The 22,155-nt window shown below is 68.2% G+C and carries 24 protein-coding genes; 14 read left to right on the top strand and 10 right to left on the bottom strand.

Translation table 11 applies throughout. The annotated features are described in order from the left end of the window. From NV348_RS18880 to NV348_RS18865, 4 genes are all read left to right on the top strand, one after another. Nucleotides 1-1,053: an acyl-CoA dehydrogenase family protein gene (locus tag NV348_RS18880; protein ID WP_447148072.1), complete on the top strand. Its 1,053-nt coding sequence runs from the start codon at nucleotides 1-3 to the stop codon at nucleotides 1,051-1,053. 119 nt (nucleotides 1,054-1,172) lie between these two features. Beyond that, a complete protein-coding gene (locus NV348_RS18875) occupies nucleotides 1,173-1,625 on the top strand; it encodes a MarR family winged helix-turn-helix transcriptional regulator (RefSeq protein ID WP_447148071.1) in 453 nt (150 codons plus the stop codon). Between the two features lie 31 nt (nucleotides 1,626-1,656). Further along, nucleotides 1,657-2,853, top strand: coding sequence for an MFS transporter (locus NV348_RS18870; RefSeq protein WP_447151088.1), 1,197 nt, complete (start codon nucleotides 1,657-1,659; stop codon nucleotides 2,851-2,853). A gap of 89 nt (nucleotides 2,854-2,942) precedes the next feature. Next, nucleotides 2,943-3,692 carry a DUF427 domain-containing protein gene (locus NV348_RS18865; protein WP_447148070.1) on the top strand — a complete coding sequence of 250 codons (750 nt, stop codon included), beginning with the start codon at nucleotides 2,943-2,945 and terminating at the stop codon, nucleotides 3,690-3,692. Here NV348_RS18865 and NV348_RS18860 read toward each other — a convergent pair whose 3' ends face one another. Further along, nucleotides 3,693-4,025, bottom strand: a complete 333-nt coding sequence (locus NV348_RS18860; RefSeq protein ID WP_447148069.1) for a hypothetical protein — start codon at nucleotides 4,023-4,025, stop codon at nucleotides 3,693-3,695. It lies immediately after the preceding gene. 2 nt (nucleotides 4,026-4,027) lie between these two features. Continuing rightward, on the bottom strand, nucleotides 4,028-5,206 hold the full coding sequence (locus tag NV348_RS18855) for a 3-ketosteroid-9-alpha-monooxygenase, oxygenase component (protein WP_447148068.1): 1,179 nt from the start codon (nucleotides 5,204-5,206) through the stop codon (nucleotides 4,028-4,030). 194 nt (nucleotides 5,207-5,400) lie between these two features. Here NV348_RS18855 and hsaA point away from each other — a divergent pair, with 194 nt between their 5' ends. The 6 genes from hsaA to NV348_RS18825 all read left to right on the top strand — a co-directional run bounded on the left by hsaA (nucleotide 5,401) and on the right by NV348_RS18825 (nucleotide 10,143). Next, the gene (gene hsaA, locus NV348_RS18850) at nucleotides 5,401-6,564 is read left to right on the top strand and encodes a 3-hydroxy-9,10-secoandrosta-1,3,5(10)-triene-9,17-dione monooxygenase oxygenase subunit (RefSeq protein ID WP_447148067.1); all 1,164 of its coding nucleotides are present in this window, start codon (nucleotides 5,401-5,403) and stop codon (nucleotides 6,562-6,564) included. A 3-nt stretch (nucleotides 6,565-6,567) separates the two neighbouring features. Beyond that, nucleotides 6,568-7,440, top strand: coding sequence for a 4,5:9,10-diseco-3-hydroxy-5,9,17-trioxoandrosta-1(10),2-diene-4-oate hydrolase (gene hsaD, locus NV348_RS18845; RefSeq protein ID WP_447148066.1), 873 nt, complete (start codon nucleotides 6,568-6,570; stop codon nucleotides 7,438-7,440). Beyond that, nucleotides 7,437-8,342, top strand: a complete 906-nt coding sequence (hsaC, locus tag NV348_RS18840) for an iron-dependent extradiol dioxygenase HsaC (RefSeq protein WP_447148065.1) — start codon at nucleotides 7,437-7,439, stop codon at nucleotides 8,340-8,342. The genes hsaD and hsaC overlap by 4 nt, the downstream gene beginning before the upstream one ends. An 18-nt stretch (nucleotides 8,343-8,360) precedes the next feature. After that, a complete protein-coding gene (gene hsaB, locus NV348_RS18835) occupies nucleotides 8,361-8,936 on the top strand; it encodes a 3-hydroxy-9,10-secoandrosta-1,3,5(10)-triene-9,17-dione monooxygenase reductase subunit (RefSeq protein WP_447148064.1) in 576 nt (191 codons plus the stop codon). Between the two features lie 166 nt (nucleotides 8,937-9,102). Then, nucleotides 9,103-9,684 carry a YdeI/OmpD-associated family protein gene (locus NV348_RS18830; RefSeq protein WP_447148063.1) on the top strand — a complete coding sequence of 194 codons (582 nt, stop codon included), beginning with the start codon at nucleotides 9,103-9,105 and terminating at the stop codon, nucleotides 9,682-9,684. A gap of 258 nt (nucleotides 9,685-9,942) precedes the next feature. Beyond that, a complete protein-coding gene (locus tag NV348_RS18825) occupies nucleotides 9,943-10,143 on the top strand; it encodes a hypothetical protein (RefSeq protein ID WP_447148062.1) in 201 nt (66 codons plus the stop codon). A 17-nt stretch (nucleotides 10,144-10,160) separates the two neighbouring features. On the opposite strand, the gene NV348_RS18820 is transcribed toward NV348_RS18825, so the two are convergent. Beyond that, on the bottom strand, nucleotides 10,161-10,985 hold the full coding sequence (locus NV348_RS18820) for a GNAT family N-acetyltransferase (protein WP_447151087.1): 825 nt from the start codon (nucleotides 10,983-10,985) through the stop codon (nucleotides 10,161-10,163). A gap of 225 nt (nucleotides 10,986-11,210) precedes the next feature. On the opposite strand from NV348_RS18820, the gene NV348_RS18815 reads away from it, so the two are divergent. Then, nucleotides 11,211-11,966 carry an ADP-ribosylglycohydrolase family protein gene (locus NV348_RS18815; RefSeq protein WP_495885072.1) on the top strand — a complete coding sequence of 252 codons (756 nt, stop codon included), beginning with the start codon at nucleotides 11,211-11,213 and terminating at the stop codon, nucleotides 11,964-11,966. Between the two features lie 64 nt (nucleotides 11,967-12,030). On the opposite strand, the gene NV348_RS18810 is transcribed toward NV348_RS18815, so the two are convergent. The 4 genes from NV348_RS18810 to NV348_RS18795 all read right to left on the bottom strand — a co-directional run bounded on the left by NV348_RS18810 (nucleotide 12,031) and on the right by NV348_RS18795 (nucleotide 16,121). Beyond that, nucleotides 12,031-12,699 (bottom strand): endonuclease domain-containing protein, encoded by a 669-nt coding sequence (locus NV348_RS18810; RefSeq protein ID WP_447148060.1) that lies wholly within the window; start codon nucleotides 12,697-12,699, stop codon nucleotides 12,031-12,033. 644 nt (nucleotides 12,700-13,343) lie between these two features. After that, on the bottom strand, nucleotides 13,344-14,393 hold the full coding sequence (gene dmpG, locus NV348_RS18805) for a 4-hydroxy-2-oxovalerate aldolase (protein ID WP_447148059.1): 1,050 nt from the start codon (nucleotides 14,391-14,393) through the stop codon (nucleotides 13,344-13,346). Between the two features lie 12 nt (nucleotides 14,394-14,405). Beyond that, the gene (locus NV348_RS18800; RefSeq protein WP_447148058.1) at nucleotides 14,406-15,311 is read right to left on the bottom strand and encodes an acetaldehyde dehydrogenase (acetylating); all 906 of its coding nucleotides are present in this window, start codon (nucleotides 15,309-15,311) and stop codon (nucleotides 14,406-14,408) included. Nucleotides 15,312-15,335: 24 nt separating this feature from the next. Beyond that, nucleotides 15,336-16,121, bottom strand: coding sequence for a 2-keto-4-pentenoate hydratase (locus NV348_RS18795; RefSeq protein WP_447148057.1), 786 nt, complete (start codon nucleotides 16,119-16,121; stop codon nucleotides 15,336-15,338). 252 nt (nucleotides 16,122-16,373) lie between these two features. Here NV348_RS18795 and kstD point away from each other — a divergent pair, with 252 nt between their 5' ends. The 3 genes from kstD to NV348_RS18780 all read left to right on the top strand — a co-directional run bounded on the left by kstD (nucleotide 16,374) and on the right by NV348_RS18780 (nucleotide 19,472). Beyond that, a complete protein-coding gene (kstD, locus tag NV348_RS18790; protein WP_447148056.1) occupies nucleotides 16,374-18,053 on the top strand; it encodes a 3-oxosteroid 1-dehydrogenase in 1,680 nt (559 codons plus the stop codon). A gap of 37 nt (nucleotides 18,054-18,090) precedes the next feature. Next, on the top strand, nucleotides 18,091-18,951 hold the full coding sequence (locus NV348_RS18785; protein WP_447148055.1) for an enoyl-CoA hydratase ChsH3: 861 nt from the start codon (nucleotides 18,091-18,093) through the stop codon (nucleotides 18,949-18,951). 104 nt (nucleotides 18,952-19,055) lie between these two features. After that, nucleotides 19,056-19,472 carry a pyridoxamine 5'-phosphate oxidase family protein gene (locus NV348_RS18780; RefSeq protein ID WP_447148054.1) on the top strand — a complete coding sequence of 139 codons (417 nt, stop codon included), beginning with the start codon at nucleotides 19,056-19,058 and terminating at the stop codon, nucleotides 19,470-19,472. A 6-nt stretch (nucleotides 19,473-19,478) separates the two neighbouring features. Here the strand turns inward: NV348_RS18780 and NV348_RS18775 are convergent, their stop codons facing one another. From NV348_RS18775 to NV348_RS18765, 3 genes are read right to left on the bottom strand one after another with little or no spacing between them, the layout of a single operon-like run. Next, nucleotides 19,479-19,910: a hypothetical protein gene (locus tag NV348_RS18775; protein ID WP_447148053.1), complete on the bottom strand. Its 432-nt coding sequence runs from the start codon at nucleotides 19,908-19,910 to the stop codon at nucleotides 19,479-19,481. Next, nucleotides 19,907-21,181 (bottom strand): DUF58 domain-containing protein, encoded by a 1,275-nt coding sequence (locus NV348_RS18770; RefSeq protein WP_447148052.1) that lies wholly within the window; start codon nucleotides 21,179-21,181, stop codon nucleotides 19,907-19,909. Before NV348_RS18770 ends, NV348_RS18775 begins: the two co-directional genes overlap by 4 nt. Further along, nucleotides 21,178-22,140 (bottom strand): AAA family ATPase, encoded by a 963-nt coding sequence (locus NV348_RS18765; RefSeq protein ID WP_218720579.1) that lies wholly within the window; start codon nucleotides 22,138-22,140, stop codon nucleotides 21,178-21,180. Before NV348_RS18765 ends, NV348_RS18770 begins: the two co-directional genes overlap by 4 nt. Nucleotides 22,141-22,155: the final 15 nt, after the last annotated feature.

Here is a 22,155-nt window from a genome sequence, read left to right as displayed (position 1 = left end):
ATGTCATCGAATGAACTGCTCGAATTCCGCACCTCCGTCCGCGCCCTGCTGGCCAAGCACGCCACGCCCGCCGCGGTGCGCGCCGCCATGGACACCGACCTCGGGTACGACCCGAAGCTGTGGACCATGCTGTGCGAGCAGGTCGGTGTCGCCGCGCTCGCGGTGCCCGAGGAGTGGGGTGGCGCGGGCGCCGGGCTGGTCGAATCGCTGATGGTGGTGGGCGAATTGGGCCGGACGCTGGCCGGGGTCCCGATGCTCGGTTCCGCCGTGCTCGGCGTCCAGGCGATCCTGCTCTCGGGCGACGAGCAGGCCTGCGCCCGGCTGCTGCCGGACCTTGCCGAGGGTTCGCGTACGGCCGCGCTGTGCTGGGCCGACGCTTCGGGCTGGGACTCCGCCGGGGTCGCCGCGAACGACGGAAAGCTCAACGGCGCGGCGCATTACGTGCTGCACGGCGCCCAGGCCGACCTGCTGCTCGTGCTCACCGACGACGGCCTGTTCGAGACGACGGCCGACGCGCCCGGCGTCGTCGTCGCCCCGACACCGGGCCTCGACCCCACCCGCAAGCTGGCCGTCATCGCCTTCACCGACACCCCGGCGACGCCGATCGGCTCGGCAGACCCGGCGGCCCTGCGTTCCCGCCTGCGCGAGATCGCCTGGGCCGCGCTCGCCGCCGAGCAGGTCGGGGCGGCCAGGCACTGCCTGGAGATGACGGTGGACTACACCGCCTCGCGCGTGCAGTTCGGCAGGCCGATCGGCAGCTTCCAGGCGCTCAAGCACCGGATGGCCGATATGTACGTGCTGGTGGAGTCGGCCGAGTCGACGGCGCTGGCCGCCGCCCAGGCCGTGGCCGACAACAGCGACTCGGCCGCCGAGGACGTCTACGTCGCCCGCAAGCACTGCACCGAGACCTTCTCGCACGTGGCCGCCGAGACGATCCAGCTGCACGGCGGCATCGCCATCACCTGGGAGCACGACGCCCACCTGTATTTCAAGCGGGCGCACGCCACCGCCGAGCTCTTCGGCACCGGCCGCCGTCCGGTCGCGGCCGCCTGACCGCACCCATCGAAAGCCCTGGTCGCAACCCCGCGGCCAGGGCTTTCGGCGTGTTGTGCGGGATGTCACCGGAGACGTTCGCTGGAATTAGATAATTAGCTTATGTAATAATACTGCTCGTGCAGCAGACAGAGCAGCCCTCCCCGGACGACATCGTGGTCGACCTGTTGGTCACTGCCGGTCGGCTCACCCGGCTCGCCGGGGCGATCAGCGACGACGATCTGCCCCGCGCGCTCCTGCGTGCCCTCGCCGTGCTCGACGAACACGGCGGCCTGCGGGTCAGCGACTTCGCCCGGATCGACCGATGTTCCCAACCGGCGGCAACGGCGCTGATCGGCCGACTGGTCGCCGACGGATTCGCCTCCCGCACCAGGGACCCGCAGGACTCCAGGGCGGTTCTCATCGAACTGACCCCGGCGGGCCGGAACCGCCTCGTCGAGGCCAGGCGCGCCTTCGCGGCCGCCGTGGCTCCCGGACTCGCCGAATTCGATCTCGATCGCCTGATCCGGCTCGACACCGACATGAACGACCTGCTGACAGCCCTGCGTGCGGTTGCCCGCGGTCATCAGTGATGCAACAGGAGCTCCAGTGAGCCTTCCCCAGTTGACGCGCGCCGACGACACCGCCGCCGCAGCCACCACCCCGTCCGGGCAACCCAAGGCCGTCTGGGCCGTCGCCTTCGCGAGCGTGATCGCGTTCATGGGCATCGGCCTGGTCGACCCGATCCTCAAGCCGATCGGCGAACAGCTGCACGCGAGCCCCTCGCAGGTCTCGCTGCTGTTCACCAGCTACATGGCCGTCACCGGCGTCGCCATGCTGGTCACCGGTGTCATCTCCAGCCGCTTCGGCGCCAAGAAGACGCTGCTGTCCGGCCTGGCGATCATCGTGGTGTTCGCCGCGCTGGCGGGCATGTCGAGCACGATCGGCGAGATCATCGGCTTCCGCGCTGGCTGGGGTCTGGGCAACGCGCTGTTCATCGCGACGGCGCTGGCCACCATCGTCGGCGCGGCCACCGGCGGCGTCGCCAAGGCGATCATCCTCTACGAGGCCGCCCTCGGCATCGGCATCGCGACCGGTCCACTGCTGGGCGGCCTGCTCGGCGGCATCAGCTGGCGCGGACCGTTCTTCGGTGTGTCGGTGCTGATGGCCATCGCCTTCATCGCGATCGTCGTGCTGCTGCCCGAGATGCCCAAGCCGGCCGAGCCGACCTCGATCACCGCGCCGTTCAAGGCACTGCGGCACAAGGGTCTGCTGACCGTCAGCATCACCGCGCTGCTCTACAACTTCGGCTTCTTCACCCTGCTCGCCTACACCCCGTTCCCGCTGGACATGGGCACCTACGCGATCGGTTTCATCTTCTGCGGCTGGGGCATCCTGCTCGCGCTGGCCTCGGTGTTCCTCGCCCCGAAACTGCAGGCGCGCTTCGGCACCCTGCCGATGATGGCGCTGTCGCTGGCGCTGTTCGCCGCCGACCTGGCCGTGATGGGTATGTTCACCGAGCACAAGATCGTGCTGATCGTCGGCGTCGTGATCGCCGGTCTGTTCCTCGGCGTGAACAACACGCTGATCACCGAGGCCGTGATGATCTCCGCGCCGGTCGAGCGCTCCACCGCGTCGGCGGCCTACAGCTTCGTCCGGTTCGCCGGTGGCGCCGCGGCACCGTGGGTGGCGGGCAAGCTCGGCGAGCACAGCGTCTCGCTGCCGTTCTGGCTCGGCGCCGCGTTCACCACCGCCGCGGTCGGCGCGCTGTTCGTCGGCCGCGACGCCCTGGCCCACCCGGCGCCGCACAGCGTCGGGTAGTTGGAGCGCTGGCGCGCTCGAGTCGCGGCCCCTCCTCGGGGTCGGGGCGTTGCGGCGGGTGGCGTACGTGGGCGGCGTAGCGTCGAAGCATGAGCGATGAGCGGCGCGGGCGGGTCAGGGTGGAAGCCGGGCAGAAGCGCGTGCGGGTGTATATGCGCGGCAGGTTGGTGGCCGATACGTTGCGGCCACTGCTCGTCTGGGAGATTCCCTACTACCCCACCTATTACGTCCCGCTCACCGACGTGCACGCCGACCTGGAACCCAACGGCATCAGCGAGCACTCCCCCAGCCGGGGCGAGGCCACCGGCTACGACGTGGTGGTCGACGGGGTCCGCGCCGACGGCGCCGCGCAGCGCTATCTCGACTCGCCGCTGCCGGAGCTCAACGACGCCGTCCGCCTGGACTTCGCCACGTTCGACTGGTTCGAGGAGGACGAGCCGATCATGGTCCACCCCCGCGACCCGTACTCGCGCGTCGACATCCTCGCCAGCACGCGGCAGGTGCGGGTGGAGATCGACGGCGTCACCGTCGCCGAGTCGTCGGCGCCGCGGATCCTGTTCGAAACCGGCCTGCCCGCACGGTATTACCTGCCGCTCACCGATGTGCGCATGGACCTGCTCAGTACGTCCGACACGCACACCAGCTGCCCGTACAAGGGCACCGCCGACTACTGGCACGTCGAGGTCGACGGCACCGAACACCGTGACATCGTGTGGATCTATCGCACCCCGCTGCCGGAGAGCCAGAAGATCGCCGGCCTGGCGTGCTTCTACAACGAGAAGGTCGACATCTATCTCGACGGCGTCCGGCAGGACCGCCCGCACTCCCCGTTCAGCTGATCATTCGGGGATCTCGAGCACGCCCTCGTCGACCGCCCACTTGATGGACTTCTCCAGCGACGGGCACGACTCCGGCCTGCCCGGCCGGGCGCCGTGCGCGCTGAGCTGGGCGAAGACCGGGCAGTGCGTGTCCGGCCGTTCGGTCCACTGCACCGAGGTCTGGTGCGCGCTGGACTTGCGCACCAGAACCTCGGTCTGGCAGGCCTGACACCGCACCGGTGCCAGGCCCTCGTCCAGGTAGTGCTGCTTGTCGACCGTGGTCTGGGCCCGCACCGCGGCCTGCCGCACGGGCTGATCGGCGAAGTCGGGTGCCTTGGCCCAGGTCGGTGACATGGTTACACGCCCGCTTCGGCTTCTGCCTCGGCCTTGCGGCGCAGGTTCTCCGCCACCTCGGCCTCCCAGGCCTGGTTGGCCTTGGTGGTGTCGACCTCGAACTCGAAGCGCTGGGTCATCTTCTCGGTGACGTCGGCGACATCGACATAGAACTGCTCGTACCAGCGGCGCAGCTGGTAGACCGGGCCGTCCTCCTCGCACAGCAGCGGGTTCTCGACCTTGGACTTGTGCTTCCAGATCTCCACGTCCTGGAGGAAGCCGTCGCCGAAGAACTCGGTCATCGAGTTCGCCAGCTTCTCGGCGGTGGCGTCGTCGATGCCCTTGGGCTTCTCCACGGCCAGGCCGTACTGCAGCACGAACTCGTCCTGACTGACCGGGTAGTGGCAGTTGATCAGCACGACCTTGATCTCGTACCCGCCGTAGATGTTGACCAGCGGGTTGATCATGTAGGACGGCCCGAAGTACGACGCTTCCGACTTCAGCAGCGTCTCGCCGCCGTACTTGGCGGCCATGCCGATGTCGGGCCTGCCCTTGGTCTCCAGGAACTGCGTCGCCACATGTCCCTCGAAGACGTTCTTGAAGTACGTCGGGAAGGCATAGTGGATGTAGAAGAAGTGCGCCATGTCCACGACGTTGTCGATGATCTCGCGGCAGTTGGAGCCCTCGATGCGCATCGTGTTCCACGTCCACGGCGTCCAGCCGCTGTCATGATCCTCGCGCGGGTTGCCCTCGGAGTCCGTGTAGGGACCCTCGATGTGCGGGATCGTGACCTCGGCGGGCGGCTCGTTGCCCTCGTGGTCGTGCCAGATGAACAGCTGGCCGTTGCGCTCGAGCGTCGTCCACTTCCTGGTGCGGGCCAGCGGCGGAACGCGGCGCGCGTAGGGGATCGACGTGCACTTGCCGCTGGCGCCCCAGCGCCAGTCGTGGAACGGGCAGGCGATGTCGTCGCCCTTGACCGTGCCCATGCTCAGGTCGCCGCCCATATGCCTGCAGTAGGCGTCGAGCACACGGATCTCGTCGTTGGTGTCGGTCCACACCACGAGCTTGGTCCCGAAGATCTCGATCGCGTGCGGCTTGCCGTCGCGGAAGGTCTTCGCGAGGCCGACACAGTGCCAGCCGCGCGCAAACCTGGTCGGCGTGGTGCCGACATCGAGTTCCCTCACCTTGGGGTTGACTGCCATCCCGAACCCTCCTTCTTCACTAGAACACGTTACAAAACGAGGGCGCTTCACGCCAGCTATCCAGCGAAGTTCGCTCCACGCCCCTGTTATATCCGAGGTGGGGCGATCTTCTCGACAGAAATGAGAACCTGTTCTAATCTCAGAGTCGAACAAGAACCGGTTGTCGATCCGACAAGGCAGGAGCGGGCTCCGAAATGACGCAAGAAGTGACCGAACGGGTCGAGGCACTGCTGCCGACACTGCGTGAACGTGCGCAGGAGGCCGAAGACCTGCGCCGCATCCCCGATGAATCCATGAAGGCGCTGCAGGAGACCGGTTTCTTCCGGCTGCTCCAGCCCAAGCAGTGGGGCGGCCACGCCGCCGACCCGGTCGTCTTCTACGACACCGTGCGCAAGATCGCCAGCGCCTGCGGGTCCACCGGCTGGGTGGCAGGCATCATCGGCGTGCACAACTGGCACCTCGCGCTGTTCGACCAGCAGGCCCAGCAAGACGTCTGGGGCGAGGACACCGACGTGCGGATCTCGTCGTCCTACGCCCCGATGGGCGCGGGCCAGGCGGTCGAGGGCGGCTACATCGTGCGCGGCTCGTGGGCCTGGTCCTCGGGCTCCGATCACGCCACCTGGGCGGTCCTCGGCGGTCCGGTGATCAAGAACGGCAAGCCGGTCGACTTCGGCAGCTTCCTGATCCCGCGCTCGGACTACCGCATCGATGACGTCTGGAACGTCGTCGGCCTGCGTGGCACGGGCTCCAACACCGTGGTCGTCGAGGACGTCTTCGTCCCGTCGCACCGCTTCCTGAGCTTCCGCGCGATGAGCGAGGGCCGCGCGCCGGGCCTCGAGCAGAACACCGACGCGGTCTTCAAGATGCCGTGGGGCACCATCCACCCCACCACCATCTCCACGCCGATCGTCGGCATGGGCTACGGCGCCTACGAGGCGCACGTCGAGCACCAGGGCAAGCGCGTGCGCGCGGCCTTCGCCGGCGAGAACGCCAAGGACGATCCGTTCGCCAAGGTGCGCGTCGCCGAGGCGGCCAGCGACATCGACGCCGCGTGGCGTCAGCTCTCGGGCAATGTCGCCGAGGAGTACGCGCTGCTGCAGGCGGGCCAGGAAGTGCCGTTCGATCTGCGCGTGCGCGCCCGCCGCGACCAGGTCCGCGCGACCGGCCGGGTGATCGCCTCGATCGACAAGCTCTTCGAGTCCTCGGGCGCCACCGCCCTGGCCAACGGCACGCCGCTGCAGCGCTTCTGGCGCGACGCGCACGCGGGCCGGGTGCACGCGGCCAACGATCCCGAGCGCGCCTACGTGATGTACGGCACGCACGAGTTCGGCCTGCCCGTCACCGACGCCATGGTGTAGCCGATGACCCAGACCGCTGAAATCACTTATGCATCGACCTCCCGCTACGCGCAGGTCACCCCCGAGCTGAAGCTGCACTACCACGAGGCGGGCGTCGGCAACGGCCCCACGATCGTGCTGCTGCACGGCGGCGGGCCCGGCGCCTCGGCGTGGTCGAACTTCGCCCGCAACATCCCGGTGCTGGCCGAGAACTTCCACGTGATCGCGCTCGACCAGCCCGGTTTCGGCAAGTCCGACAAGCCGGTCGACCACCCGCAGTACTTCGTGCACGCGTCCACCGCGCTGCTCGCCCTGCTGGATCACCTGCAGATCACCGAGCGGGTGCACCTGCTGGGTAACTCGCTCGGCGGTGGCACCTCGGTGCGCTTCGCCCTGGACAACCCCAAGCGCGCGGGCAAGCTCGTGCTGATGGGCCCGGGCGGGCTGAGCACCAACCTGTTCGCGCCCGACCCCACCGAGGGCGTCAAGCTGCTCTCGGCGTTCAGCTACGCGCCGACCAGGGAGAACCTGGAGAAGTTCCTGCGGATCATGGTCTTCGACCAGTCGCTGATCACCGAGGAACTGATCGACGAGCGGTTCGCCCTGGCGAGCACGCCCGAATCGCTGGCCGCCGTCCGCGCGATGGGCAAGTCCTTCGCCGGCGCCGACTTCGAGAAGGGCATGCTCTGGCGTGACGCGTACAAGCTGCGTCAGCCGGTGCTGCTCATCTGGGGCCGCGAGGACCGGGTGAACCCGCTCGACGGCGCGCTGGTGGCCACCAAGGTCATCCCGCGCGTGCAGCTGCACGTGTTCGGCGGCTGCGGCCACTGGGCCCAGCTGGAGAAGTTCGACGAATTCAACCGGCTCACGGTCGATTTCCTCGAGGAGCAGCGATGAGTATTCGTGCCCTTGGCTACATGCGCATCGAGGCCACCGACATGGCGGCCTGGCGCGAGTACGGCCTGAAAGTGCTCGGCATGATGGAGGGCACCGGGCTCAACCCCGACGCGCTCTACCTGCGCATGGACGATTTCGCCGCGCGTCTGGTGATCGTCCCCGGCGAGCAGGACCGCCTGCTGGTCTCGGGCTGGGAAGTCACCGATGCCCGCGGCCTGCAGGAGCTGCGCGAGACCCTGGGCAAGGCCGGCGTCGCCTTCACCGAGGGCACCAAGGAAGAGCTGGGCGAGCGTCGCGTCGAGGGCATGATCCGGTTCCAGGATCCGTCCGGGAACACCCTCGAGGCGTTCTACGGCGCGCAGTACCTGGGCCGCCGCTTCGTGAGCCCCTACGGCCACAAGTTCGTCACCGCGGAGCAGGGTCTGGGCCACGTGGTCCTCACCTGCACCGACGATGCCGCGGCGCAGGCGTTCTACCAGGACATCCTGGGCTTCCGGCTGCGCGACTCCATGCGGCTGCCACCGCAGATGGTCGGCCGTCCCGCCGACGGTGACCCGGCCTGGCTGCGCTTCTACGGCTGCAACCCGCGCCACCACGCGCTGGCGTTCCTGCCGCTGCCGAATCCGACCGGCATCGTGCACCTCATGGTCGAGGTGGAGAACTCCGACGACGTCGGCCTCTGCCTGGACCGCGCGTACCGCAAGAAGGTGAAGATGTCGGCCACCCTCGGCCGGCACATCAACGACAAGATGCTGTCCTTCTACATGAAGACGCCGGGCGGATTCGATATCGAATTCGGCTGTGAAGGACTGGAAGTCGACGACCACGACTGGGTCGCCCGCGAATCGACCGCGGTCAGCCTGTGGGGTCACGACTTCACCGTCGGATTCAAGCAGCAATAGGAAATGGCGGCGAGGGACATGACCGAACAGACACCGGCGATCGACGGCCGGCAATTTCGTAATGTGCTGGGGCAGTTCTGTACCGGCATCACCGTGATCACCGCGCTCGACCCGGCGGGTGAGCCGATCGGCTTCGCCTGCCAGTCCTTCGCCGCCCTCTCCCTCGACCCGCCCCTGGTGCTGTTCTGCCCCACCAAGGGGTCGCGCTCCTGGGCGGCGATCGAGGCGGCGGGCAAGTTCTGCGTGAACGTGCTCGCCGAGGCACAGCAGCCGACCTGCGCGCGCTTCGGCTCGCGCGAGACCGACAAGTTCGCCGGTGTCCCCTGGCACACCTCCGAACTGGGTGTTCCGGTGCTCGACGACTCGCTGGCCACCATCGAGTGCACGGTCGACTCCGTCGTCGACGGCGGTGACCACTACATCGTCATCGGCCGGGTGCATGCCCTCTCGGAATCGGAGACCACCGGCGGTCGCCCGCTGCTGTTCTACCGGGGCCAGTACACCGGCATCGAACCCGACAAGACCACCCCCGCGCCCTGGCGCGCGGACCTGGACCATTTCCTCACGACCACCAGCCTCGACACCTGGCTGTGATATCAGCGGCTGGCGCCGCGGGGTTTTCGGCCCCTTGTGCCTCGCCTTCGAGGGGCGATACTGCGGCTTCGCCGTTACGTATCGCCCCTCGAAGGCGAGGCGGCCGAAAACCCTGGTGTGGTTAAGTGCTCAGTTGGTGAGCACTTAAGCACGGATCATGGTTTTCATGAGTACCGAATACCTCACCTGTGGTTCCGCGAGCGCGTGGGAGGACTGGCTGGCCGCCCATCACGACACGGTGGGTGAGGTCTGGGTACGGATCGCCAAGAAAGGTGCGCCCGAGCCGTCGGTGACGATCACCGAAACCCTCGACGGCGCCCTCTGCTACGGCTGGATCGACAGTCATCGGCGCGGCCTCGATGCCCACCACTACGTGCAGCGTTACTCCCCGCGCCGGGCCCGCAGCCCGTGGTCGCAGGTCAATGTGGCCAAGGCCGAGGCCCTCATCGCGGCGGGACGGATGCGGCCCGCCGGGTTCGCGGCGATCGAGGAAGCCGTCGCCGATGGACGCTGGGCCGGGGCCTACGAGCGTCAGCGCACCGCCGAGATGCCCGCCGAGTTGGCCGCCGCGCTGGCCGAAGCCCCCGAGGCCCGCGCCGCCTACGCCGTCCTCGGCCGCTCCGACCAATACCGCCTCTACCTGCCGATCCTCAAGGCAACGACCCCCGCCGCTCGCGCGAACCGGATCTCCCAGGTCATCGAGGCCCTCACCGCCAGGACCCCAGCTTTCCGTGACAGCACCCGCTAGGCTCATCCTCTTCGCTGCGCAGCGGAGTCCCGGGAGCCGTGAGCGATGAGCGACCACATTCAGCTGCAACCCCCTGACTACCATCGGTGTCTCGACACGGTGTTCGCCTCGCCGACGGCCTGCCGCGCACTGCTGCAGCGGCTCTCCGACATGACCGAGCACGAGATTCACTCGCGATGGTCGCCTTGGCAAGGACACGAGCCACCGCCGCACGGACTCCAGGTAGCGGATCGAATCCCGGCTGAGGTGCGACAGGCGATGCTGCAGGCCGAATACGACTCCTGCCGCGAACTCCTCGACTTTCAACAGCGCGAACTGGCCGACGTGGTGGGGATCCCGCCGGCGCAGCTGAGCTACGTCGAACTCATCGCCGCTTTGCGCAGGAACCTCACGGATCAGCGGGATCGGATCATCGAACTCGAGGCCGCCCTCTCTCGCGGACCGTCTCTCGACGACTGAGCCTCAGCCCTCCGGACTCAGAATTCCTTGACCAGCACCGCGCGGGTGTAGAGCAGCGAGAACCCTCGCCCTTGCGCGTTCCGTTGCGACATGGAGCCGGGCTGAGTCGTGATCACCGCGAGGTCGCACCCCGCTGCCACCGCCTCGGTCAGGCGCGCCGACAGCAGCGCGGTCTGGACCCCACGCCTGCGATGCGCGGGCAACGTCGCGGCCCCTGCGAGCGCCGCGACACCACCGCCGGTACGCATGCTGGCCCCACCCGCGGCATCCCCGTCTCGATACGCGACGTAGCGACGAGTGTCGTCGACGGCAGCCATATCCCGCATCACCGCCGCGATCGCTTCCCGCGGAAACTCCTCATGCGACTGAACGCCCTCGTCGTCGGGATGCGCGAACCCATCGACAACGACATCGAGCCACAAATCGAATCCGTCCTCGTCACGGCGCACCTCGACCCGCTCGGACCCCGTCCAGCTACGACCGGCCAACTCCATCCCGAGCACATTCTCGAACGACATCAACCGATACCCCCGCCCGGTCAACTCCACCGCGATCCGCGGATCCGCCAGCTGCGCCAGCTCCACCTGCACCGGCACCCCCACCGCCGCATACGTGGCCTCCACCGCCTCCCACTCCCTCACCGAAGGCACCCCGCCGAACCCGACCCCCACCACTTTGTTCAACGGCGACCCCACCTCCGCGAAACACGCGGCCCCACCCGCGAACTCCCGCACGAACCCCCCACCACCAGGCACTCGCCCCACCCCCACCCGAGCCGCCCCGGCAATGGCATCGGCCTCCAACCGCTCCACCCGAGCCGCCATCTCGACCCCACAGAACAACGTCCCCGCAGTTTCACCCATGACCCACTTATATCGCCCCTGTCCACCGAATTTCGCGAGCACGCAGGCAGCCGCGTGACGCGTGTGGTGCCCGGTTCGCACTGCCGAGATCGCGCGCGGCGCGCGGCTTCTTCATCCGCGACAGCACAATTCGGAATATGCTGCCCGACAGCACTACCCACCCTCGACGACGGCGGCGATCAGCATTTCGACCAACCACCACCGATGACTCCGGTACGCCTGAGGAGGGCTCAGGACTCTTTGCGTGGCCTGGCCGTCGGAGACGCGTTCGGCGCCTGCTGGACGGCCGATTCCGCTGCGCTGACCGCCCCGCTGCCCACCGGCCCCTGGTTGTGGACCGACGATACCGAGATGGCCTGCTCGATCGTCGACGTGCTCGCGCGATTCGAGCGTATCGACCAAGATGCCCTGGCCGCTTCTTTCGCCACTCACTACAACATCTACCGGCGATACGGCCCGGGAACCAACCGCATCCTTCGCCTCCTCCGTGCCGACCGCGGCACCTGGCGCGACCTCGCGCCCCAAGCCCGCAACGGGCAGGGGTCATGGGGCAACGGAGCCGCCATGCGGATCGCCCCACTCGGCGCGTATTTCGCCGACGACCTCGACCGCGTGATCGCCGAGGCGACCGCTTCCGCGGAGGTCACCCACACCCATCCCGACGGAATCGCGGGAGCGATCGCCGTCGCTGTCGCCGCGGCAACCGCAGCCACCTTCTCGTCCGCCGAGGAATGGCTGGACCAGGTCATCGAGCACACCCCGGACAGCACCGTCCGCCGAGGGATTCGCTACGCCGCGAAACTCCTGACCACCACCGACCCACACCTCGCAGCCACCGAACTCGGCAACGGCGCACAGGCATCGGCCGCCGACACCGTCCCCTTCTGCCTCTGGACAGCAGCCAACCACCCCGCCGACTTCCCCCGCGCCCTCCCCACCTGGCTCCTACCCCCGCCCTGAACCAAGATCACCACGCTCTGGTGGCGGGCTGGTCTCGGCCGATGCCGCCACCACAGCGTGGTGATCAACTGTTCAGACGAGCGCCGCTGGCGGTGAGGGCCGAGTGGATGCGGTTGAGGATGATGTGGGGGCGGCGGTTGAGGAGGTTTGCGCCGACTCGGATGATCTGCCAGCCGTGTTCGGCGAGGATCGCGGATCGGTCGATGTCTTTCGTGCGCTGGGTCGGGTCGGTCCAGTGGTGGGCGCCGTCGTATTCGACGGCGACGCGCCATCGACGCCAGCCCATGTCCAGGCGGGCGAGGAATCCACCGCCGCTGTCGCGGACCACGATCTGGGTGGTGGGTGCCGGGAGGCCGCTGTGCACGATCAACAATCTGGTGAGTGACTCCGGGGGTGATTCGGCGCCCGGGTCGACCAGCGGCATCACCCTGCGCACCTGCGCGGAACCACGCTCACCCAGGTGTCCGGCCGCGAAGGAAATGACAGCGTCAGGGGTGAGTTTCGTTGCGCGGCACAGGGCGTCGAGTACCGGTACCGCACTGCGCGTGGGAAGCCCCCGGGCAAGGTCGAAGGCTGTCCGTTTCGGCGTAGTCACCGGGAAACCGTCGACGACGCATCGTTCGTGCTCGGCTATCCGAGCTTGGCGAGTGCTGATCCACTCCGGTGGTCGGCGATAGGTCGGTACCGCGATCTCGGCGGGCAGCTCCGCACCGATCCATTTGCTTCCGAACATCGCGGCAGCCGAATACCCGACAAGCACACCAGCCCCTTTGGTCCAATGCACCGCTGCCCTGGCTCGCCCCACCGCATCGAGTCGATGTCCCCGCGGAACATAAACGTCCTGCGCGACCCGATCGAAGTCGTGCCGCAATTGCCACCGCGTCACCACCCCAGCGGCAACCGCCCACGACCCGACAAAAGCCCCCTCGAATTCCCCCATGGCCAGGCATGATGCCCCACCGAACCGACAAAACACGACCCCCGTGGCCCCACTCCCCCGCCAACTCCGCTGGACAGTTGATCACCACGATCTGCTGGCGGGCCGCTCTCGACCGATGCTCACACCACAGCGTGGTGATCAATCGTCCAGCGGAGCTAGCGAGTGGGGCGCCAGGGGATTCGGCCGTTGCCGTCGCGCCCCATCGCGCGGACCCGGGCAGTGTCGAGTCCCGTCGAGCGGCAGGCCTGTTGCCCGCTGTCGAGGACTTCGCGCGCGTGATCGTTCGTGCAGGCACCGAGGTGGTCGCCGACGGCCATGCATACTTCGTCGGCGGAGACCACTACCCTGCCGCCGGTGCGCTCACGCGGTGACGGACGGTACGGAAACGCCGAACGGCGTGACCCGGGTGCCGGGTCACGCCGTCAGGGGTGTGGGGGTCAGGCCGAGGCGGTGGCTTCGCGCTGGAGTTCCAGGGCGATGTCGATGAGCTGGTCTTCCTGGCCGCCGACGAGCTTGCGCTTGCCTGCGCGGACGAGCATTTCGGCGGCGGAGACGCCGTAGCGTTCGGCTTGGCGTTCGGCGTGGCGCAGGAAGCTGGAGTAGACGCCCGCGTAGCCCATCATCAGGGCTTGGCGGTCGAGGAGGCATTCCGAGGGCATGGCCGGGCGGACGACGTCTTCGGCGGCGTCGGTGACGGCGAAGAAGTCGACGCCGGTCTTGATGCCGAGTTTGTCGCAGACGCCGATGAAGGCTTCGACCGGCAGGTTGCCGGCGCCCGCGCCGAAGCGGCGGGCCGAGCCGTCGATCTGGGTGGCGCCCGCGCGCACGGCGTAGACCGAGTTCGCCACAGCGAGGCCGAGGTTCTCGTGGCCGTGGAAGCCGACCTGGGCGTCGTCGCCGAGTTCGGCGACCAGCGCCGAGACGCGGTCCGAGACCTGCTCGAGGACAAGGGCGCCGGCCGAGTCGACGACGTAGACGCACTGGCAGCCCGCGTCGGCCATGACGCGGGCCTGCTTGGCCAGGTTCTCCGGCGTGGTGGAGTGGGCCATCATCAGGAATCCGACGGTCTCCAGGCCGAGTTCGCGCGCGAGTCCGAAGTGCTGGATGGAGACGTCGGCCTCGGTGCAGTGGGTCGCGATACGGCAGATGGACGCGCCGTTGTCCTGGGAGATCTTGATGTCTTCCTTGACGCCGACGCCCGGCAGCATCAGGAAGGCGATCTTGGCCTGCTTGGCCGTCTCGGCGGCGGCCTTGATCAGCTCCTGCTCAGGGGTTTTCGAGAAACCGTAGTTGAACGAGGACCCGCCGAGACCGTCACCGTGTGTCACCTCGATAACCGGAACACCCGAATTATCCAGGGCGGCAACAATATCGCGCACCTCCGCCACGGTGAACTGGTGCCGCTTGTGATGCGAACCGTCACGCAGCGAGGTGTCGGTGACACGCACATCGAGTTCGCCCGAGAAGGGCTTCAGGATATTGCTCATGGTCGAATCTCCTTACACCCGAGCCGAGATGATCTGGTCGGCCAGCACGTCACCCACGCGGGTGGCGGCGGCGGTCATGATGTCGAGATTGCCCGCATACGGCGGCAGGAAGTCGCCCGCACCCTCGACCTCGACGAAGATCGACACCTTCGCCATGCCACCGGAGATCACCGAGGGGTCGTCGAACTGCGGGTCGTTGAGCAGCCGGTAGCCGGGCACGTATTCCTGGATCGACTTCTCCATGGCGAAGATGCTCTCGGCGATGGCGTCGCGGTCGGCGTCTTCGGGGATGGCGCAGAAGATGGTGTCGCGCATGATCATCGGCGGCTCGGCCGGGTTCAGGATGATGATGGCCTTGCCCCGCTGCGCGCCGCCGATGGTCTCGACGCCTTTGGAGGTGGTCTTGGTGAATTCGTCGATGTTGGCGCGCGTGCCCGGACCGGCCGAGACCGAGGACACCGACGCCACGATCTCGGCGTAGGCGACCGGCACGACGCGCGAGACCGCGGCGACCATGGGAATGGTGGCCTGGCCACCGCAGGTGATCATGTTGACGTTGGCCGCGTCGCGCAGCGAGTCCAGGTTCACCGGGGGGATCACGGCCGGGCCGACCGCGGCCGGGGTGAGGTCCACGGCACGGATGCCGGCGGCTTCGTATTTCGGCGCGTAGGCGCGGTGCACGTAGGCGGAGGTGGCTTCGAACAGCAGGTCGGGCTTCTCGTCGAGGGCGAGCAGCCAGTCCGCGCCCTCGGCGGAGGTTTCCAGACCGAGCCCGCGTGCCCGCTTCAGTCCTTCCGAGTCCGGGTCGATGCCGATCATCCAGCGCGGCTCGATCTTGTCCGAGCGCAGCAGCTTGTAGAGCAGGTCGGTGCTGATGTTGCCGGACCCCACGATCGCGGCGGTGACTTTGCTGGTCACGGTGTACTCCTTGGGAAGTCTGGTTCAGCTGAAACGCAAACGGACGGAACCGAGTCCGGTGAACTCGGCGAGGAAGTCGTCACCGGGGCGGGCGTCGATGGCGCGGGTGCAGGAACCGGGCAACACGATGTCGCCCTTCTTCAACCGCACGCCGAAGGTCGCGACCTTGCGCGCCAGCCACGCGACGGCGATCACCGGATCACCCAGCACCGCGTCGCTTCGGCCCTCGGCGATGACCTCGCCGTTGCGGGTGAGCACGGCATCGATGGCGGTGATGTCGATGTCGCCGGGCGCGACGCGCTCCTTGCCGAGCACGAAACCGGCGGAGGAGGCGTTGTCGGAGATGGTGTCGGCCAGGCCGATCTTCCAGTCCTTGATGCGCGAATCGATGAGTTCGATCGAGGGCGCGTAGGCGACGGTCGCGGCCAGCACGTCGGCCTCGGTGCAGTCCTCGCCGGGCAGGTCGGCGCCGAGCACGAACCCGACCTCGACCTCGACCCGCGGCAGCAGGTACTTGGAGGTGTCGACGGGAACGTCCTCGAAGACCTCCATCTCGGCGAGCAGGTGACCGTAGTCGGGTTCGTCGACGCCCATCATCTCCTGCATGGCCTTCGACGACAGCCCCACTTTGTGGCCGACGATCTTCGCGCCGTCGTCCAGCCGGCGCCGGATATTGAGCAGCTGGATCTCGTAGGCGTCGACCACATCGATGTCGGGGAACCGGTCGACGAGCGGCGACACGGCGACCCGATCGTCTTCGGCACGGGCCAGTTCGTCGGCGAGTTGAGTTCGTACCGCGTCAGGCAGCACGCGGACCTCCTTGGCAGCACGGTCAATGGTTGGGCGATACGTCGGTCGGACCAGGCCGCACAGCGAGGTCTCCAGACCCCAAAACTGTAACGGGTTTCCCGGACGACCGTCGCCCGTTCACCTGACAATACAATGCCACCTCAGGTGATTTCTATAACACGTTCCAGTATGTGTAGGGGAAACGCCGAGTCGACTGGAACAAGTTCCAGTTTGGACTGTGAAACCGCCAACCGCTTCTATAACGTGTTGCACATGAGTGATCGGGATTACGATGTGGTGGTCGTCGGTAGCGGCGCCGCCGGGATGACCGCCGCCCTCGCCGCGGCCCACAAGGGACTGAGCGTTGTGCTGCTGGAGAAGGCCGCGCACTACGGCGGGTCGACAGCCCGATCCGGCGGTGGCGTCTGGATTCCGGGCAACAAGGCGCTGAAGGCCTCCGGCCGCCCCGACGACCGCGAGGATGCGCGTACCTACCTGCACAGCATCATCGGCGACGTGGTGCCCGCCGAGAAGATCGACACCTACCTCGATCGCGGCGCCGAGGCGTTCGACTTCGTCCTCGATCACACCCCGCTGAAGATGAAGTGGGTTCCCGGCTACTCCGACTACTACCCGGAGGCTCCCGGCGGCCTCAGCCAGGGCCGTTCGTGCGAGCCGACGCCGTTCAACGGCAAGGTGCTCGGCGCCGAACTGGCCAACCTGGAACCGCCCTACGCCAAGGCTCCGCTGAACGTGGTCGTCATGCAGGCCGACTTCGTGCGACTCAACCTGATCAAGCGCCACCCCAAGGGCATGATGCGGGCACTGCGCGTCGGCGCCCGCACCTACCTGGCCAAGTTCACCGGCAAGCACCTGCTCGGCATGGGCCAGGCGATCATCGCCGCCATGCGCAAGGGCCTGCTCGACGCGGGCGTTCCGGTGCTGCTCAACACCCCGCTCACCGATCTGGTGGTCACCGACGGCAAGGTCACCGGGGTCAAGGCCACTGTCGACGGCGAGTCGGTCACCTTCAACGCGCGCTACGGCGTGGTCCTTGGCAGCGGCGGGTTCGAGCACAACGCCGACATGCGCGCCAAGTACCAGCGACAGCCGATCACCACTGAGTGGACAACGGGCGCCGCGGCCAACACCGGCGATGGCATCGTCGCGGGTATGGCAGCGGGAGCGACCGTCGGATTCATGGAGGACGCCTGGTGGGGTCCGACCATCTTCAAGGGCGGCAAGCCCTGGTTCGCCCTCGCCGAGCGCAACCTGCCCGGCACCATCATGGTCAACGACCGGGGCGAGCGGTTCGGCAACGAGTCGGCGCCGTATGTCGAGGCGGTGCACACCATGTACGGCGGTGAGTACGGTCAGGGCGCGGGCCCGGGCGAGAACATCCCGGCCTGGCTGGTGTTCGACCAGCGCTACCGCAACCGCTACATCTTCGCCGGGCTGCAGCCGGGTCAGCGCTTCCCCTCGCGCTGGCTGGAGAACGACTACATCGTCAAGGCCGACACCATCGAGGAACTGGCCGGGCGCATCGGCGTGCCCGCCGACAGCCTCAGCGCGACGGTCACCCGGTTCAACGGCTTCGCCACCGCGGGCAAGGACGACGACTTCGGTCGCGGCAACAGCCACTACGACCGCTACTACGGCGACCCCACCGTCAAGCCCAACCCGTGCCTGGCCGAGATCTCGCAGGGCCCGTTCTACGCGGCCAAGATGGTCCCCGGCGACCTCGGCACCAAGGGTGGCCTGGTCACCGACACCGTCGGTCGCGTACTGCGCGAAGACGATTCGGTGATCGACGGCCTCTACGCCGCGGGCAACACCAGCGCGCCGGTGATGGGCCACACCTACGCCGGCCCCGGCGCGACCATCGGCCCCGCGATCACCTTCGCCTACCTCGCGGTGCTCGACATCGCCGAGAAGGCCAAGGCCACCGCGTGACGCACGCACAGACCCCGACCACGCAGGAGTAAGCACCATGCCCATCGACCTCCAGACCGCGCTCGGCGCGCCGACGCCTGCGCGGGAGTTCAGCTGGACGCCCACCGACGTGCAGCTCTACCACCTCGGCCTCGGCGCGGGCGCGCACCCGACGGACCCGGTCGAGCTGACCTATCTCGACGACCAGGCGCCCCAGGTGCTGCCCACGTTCGCGACGGTCGCCCCGACCCTGCGTGAGACCGAGGCGCCGCGCGTCAGCTTCCCCGGCATCGAGATCGACCTGGCCAAGGTCGTGCACGGACACCAGGAAGTGGTGGTGCACAAGCCGATTCCGGCCAGCGGCAAGGCGACCAGCACCGGCCGGATCAGCGAGATCTGGGACAAGGGCGCCAACGCGGTGATCGTCCAGGAGAACACCGTGGTCGGCTCCGACGGCGAACCGCTGTGGACCGTCCGGTCCTCGATCTTCGCCAGGGGCGAGGGCGGTTTCGGCGGCGAGCGTGGCCCGAGCGCCAAGGCCGCGCTGCCGGATCGGGCGCCCGACGCGGAGCTCATCGCCCCGACGCTGCCGCAGCAGGCCCTGCTCTACCGGCTCTGCGGTGACCGCAACCCGCTGCACTCGGATCCGGAGTTCGCCAAGGGCGCCGGTTTCCCCGCGCCGATCCTGCACGGCCTGTGCACCTACGGCGTGGTCTGCAAGGCGCTCACCGACGGCCTGCTCGACGGTGACGCGAGCCGGGTCGGCGGCTTCCGGGCCAAGTTCGCCGGGGTGCTGTACCCGGGCGAGACGCTGCGGATCAAGGTGTGGCGCGAGGGCGACGAGCTGATCGGCGCCGCCACCGTGGTCGAACGCGAGGACGCGCCGGTGCTCGGCGAGATCGCACTGAAGATCGCCTGATCCGGCAAATGCCCTGGTGGCGGGACGGCCTGCGCCGGTCCCGTCACCAGGGCATTCGCTTGCGCGCACCCGGACTTGTCGGTGCGCGGTGCGATCATCCGACGATGGCGCTCACACCATCGGAAAAGCAAGAGTTTCTCGCGCGACCGCATGTGGCCGCGCTGTCGGTCGGCCTCCCCGATCGGGGACCGCTGACCGTGCCCATCTGGTACGCCTACACACCCGGTGGCCGACCGTGGATCACCACCCTGCCCGCGTCGGCGAAGATGCAGGCGATCACCGCGGCCGGGCGATTCGGTCTGATGGTCGACACGGTCGTGCCCGAAGTGAAGTACGTGTCGGTCGAGGGCGCGGTAGCCGATGTCCAGCCGTCGACCACCGCGCAGATCGCCGAGATCGCCGCGCGGTATCTGAGCGGGGAAGCCCTGGAGCAGTATCTGGTCTTCGCGCACGAGCAACTGGGTGAGCACGTCACGGTCTGGTTGGAGCCCGAGCACTGGCTGGGGGCATTGATCGGTTAGCCCCACCTACCCGGCGGGCGGACGCAGGGTGAGGCCGCCGACGAGCAGGGCGTAGATGAAGACGATGAGGATCGGCGCGGCCAGCGGCGCCCACACCAGCTCCACCGGGACCAGGGCCGCGGTGGCGGCGGCGACGGTGAACAGCACCGCGCCGCCGACCGACGGAATCGTCGTCGGCACAACGCCTTCGGGCGCGTGCAGCACGGCCGCGTTGAGCAGGTAGGTGGTGGCGACCAAGCCCGTCGCGGCCGCGGCGATCACCCCGACATCGGCGAACGCGAGCGCCGCGATCACCACCAGTACCGCGCCGACGGCGGCGGGCCGCCACCACCAGCTCACGATCACCAAGGCGAGCGCGGCCACCCCGGCGAACGGGTTGATCAGCGCGACGGCGGCCACCAGCAGCAGGCCGGCGAGCAGGGCGAGGAATCTGGTCATCGGCGCACCCGCACTGTTCGGCGATGGTCGGGCAGCAGGCGCATGGCCTGATCGAGCCTGGTGTCGGCGGGCCAGGCGATGATGTCGACGCCGACGGTGCCCATGTCGCGATACATCGAGGCCCGCTCCAGCTGCCACATCTTGGCCATGGTCGGGTCGAGGCCGTCCTCGAACGGGGTACCGCGCAGCACGTCGACCGCGATCACCACGTGGCCGCGTTTGCGCAGGTCGATCAAGGCGAGCGCGAACTGGGTGTCGAGCAAGGTGGAGAACGCGACCACGATCGCGCCGATCGGCACCGCGGCGTGCGGTGCCAGCGTGCCGGTGGTCTCGACGTGCTCGTCACCGACGCCGAGCACCGTGTCGACGATCCGGTAGAACTGCCTGCGGCCGATATCGGGCCGCAGCCAGCGCGGCGTATCGCCCAGGCACACCACCGCCGTCCGGTCGCCGGCCTGCAGGGTGGACTGCACCACCTGCGCCGCACCGCGCACCGACAGTTCCAGCGAGGCGGTGGCCGGACCCGGCGCCTGCTGGGAGGTGTCGACCAGGACAACCACATCGGCGGAGCGGTTGGTGAATCGTTCGGTGACATAGAGCCTGCCGCGGCGGGCGCTCACCGGCCAGTTGACCGTGCGCAGCTGGTCACCGGGCGCGTAGGCGCGGATATCGGCGTATTCGACACCCGGACCGTGCTTGCGGGTCAGATGGGTGCCGATCCGATCGGGAAGTTCGGTGCGCGGCAATCGCATTCGCTGTGGATCGGCGATCGGGTACACGTACAGCTTGGCCGCGGGCAGCTCGACGGTGGCTACCGCGAGCCCGGCCGGGCTCAAGGCGGACACCTTGACCTGCACCGGATATCGGCCCCAGCGCACCGCCGACAGCGCCAGCTGCAAGCCCGCGGGGGCGCCGCCGGAGTCGTGCGACTCCTCCACCTCGAGCTCGAGACCGGACAGCGGCACCGGCGTCATCCGCAGCAGCGCGTGCCCGCTCTCGACGAAGGCGACGGCGTTGCAGCCGACCACCTCGCCCTCGAAGCAGCGCACGGTGCCGCTGCCGTCGACCTGGATCCTGGTCGGGTTCTGCTGCCACGGCGCGGTGGCGAGCACACCGAGCATCGGGGCGGCGAAGACCACCAGCTGCCATTGTCCGCGCAATACCGCGACGACCAGCGCCGCCGCGGCGCACCCGGCCAGGATGAACACCAGCGGGGCGGGCCGCCAGCGCAGGTCGACCTCGACCGTCCTGGATTCGTCGCGGTGCTTCATGTGCTGGTGGCGCGGGGCACCGGTAGCCGGCGCAGCAGTTCGGCGATGACGTCCTCACCCCGGATGCGGCGCACCCACATCTCCGGACGCAGGGTGATGCGGTGCGCCATCGCGGGCACCGCCAGCGCCTTCACGTCCTCGGGGATCACATAGTCGCGGCCGAGCAGCAGGGCGCGGGCCCGCGACATCTGCACCAGATCGAGTTCGGCGCGGGGGCTGGCGCCGACCTCGACCTGCGGGTGGCTGCGCGTCGCCGAGGCGAGCGCCACCACGTAGTTCACGACATCGGGGTGCACGGTGACGAACTCGACCGACTGGCGCATCTCCATCAACCCCTGCGCGTCGACGACCTGGCCGACCTGCGGCGGCGTCGCGCCGCGCTCGAGCCTGCGCCGGATCATCTGCGTCTCGTCCTGCTCGGACAGATACCCCAGCCGCAGCTGGATGGCGAACCGGTCGAGCTGGGCCTCCGGCAGCGGGTAGGTGCCCTCGTACTCGATCGGGTTGTCGGTGGCGAGCACGATGAAAGGCTGTGGCAGCAGGAAGGTTTCGCCATCGATGCTCACCTGCCCCTCGGCCATCGCCTCCAGTAGCGCCGCCTGCGTCTTGGGCGGGGTGCGGTTGATCTCGTCGGCGAGCAGAACATTCGTGAAAACCGGACCGCGACGGAAATTGAACCGGCCCGACGACATGTCGTAGATCGTCGAGCCGAGCAGGTCGGCGGGCAGTAAATCGGGCGTGAACTGCACGCGGGTGAAATCCAGGCCGAGCGCGGCCGCGAAGGACCGCGCGATCAGCGTCTTACCGAGACCTGGCAGGTCCTCGATGAGGACATGTCCTCCGGACAGCACGGCGATCATGATGAGCTGCAACTCATCTCGCTTGCCGACCACGACTCGGCCCAGCTCACGCAGTACGGCGTCGGAGCGCTGGACGGTCACGTTCAACGGCATGGTCATCGGTGGCCTCTAACC

Source organism: Nocardia fodinahabitans (assembly GCF_052983615.1).
The sequence above is the reverse complement of the archived record's forward strand: the minus strand, read 5'-3'. Positions and strand labels throughout refer to the sequence as shown.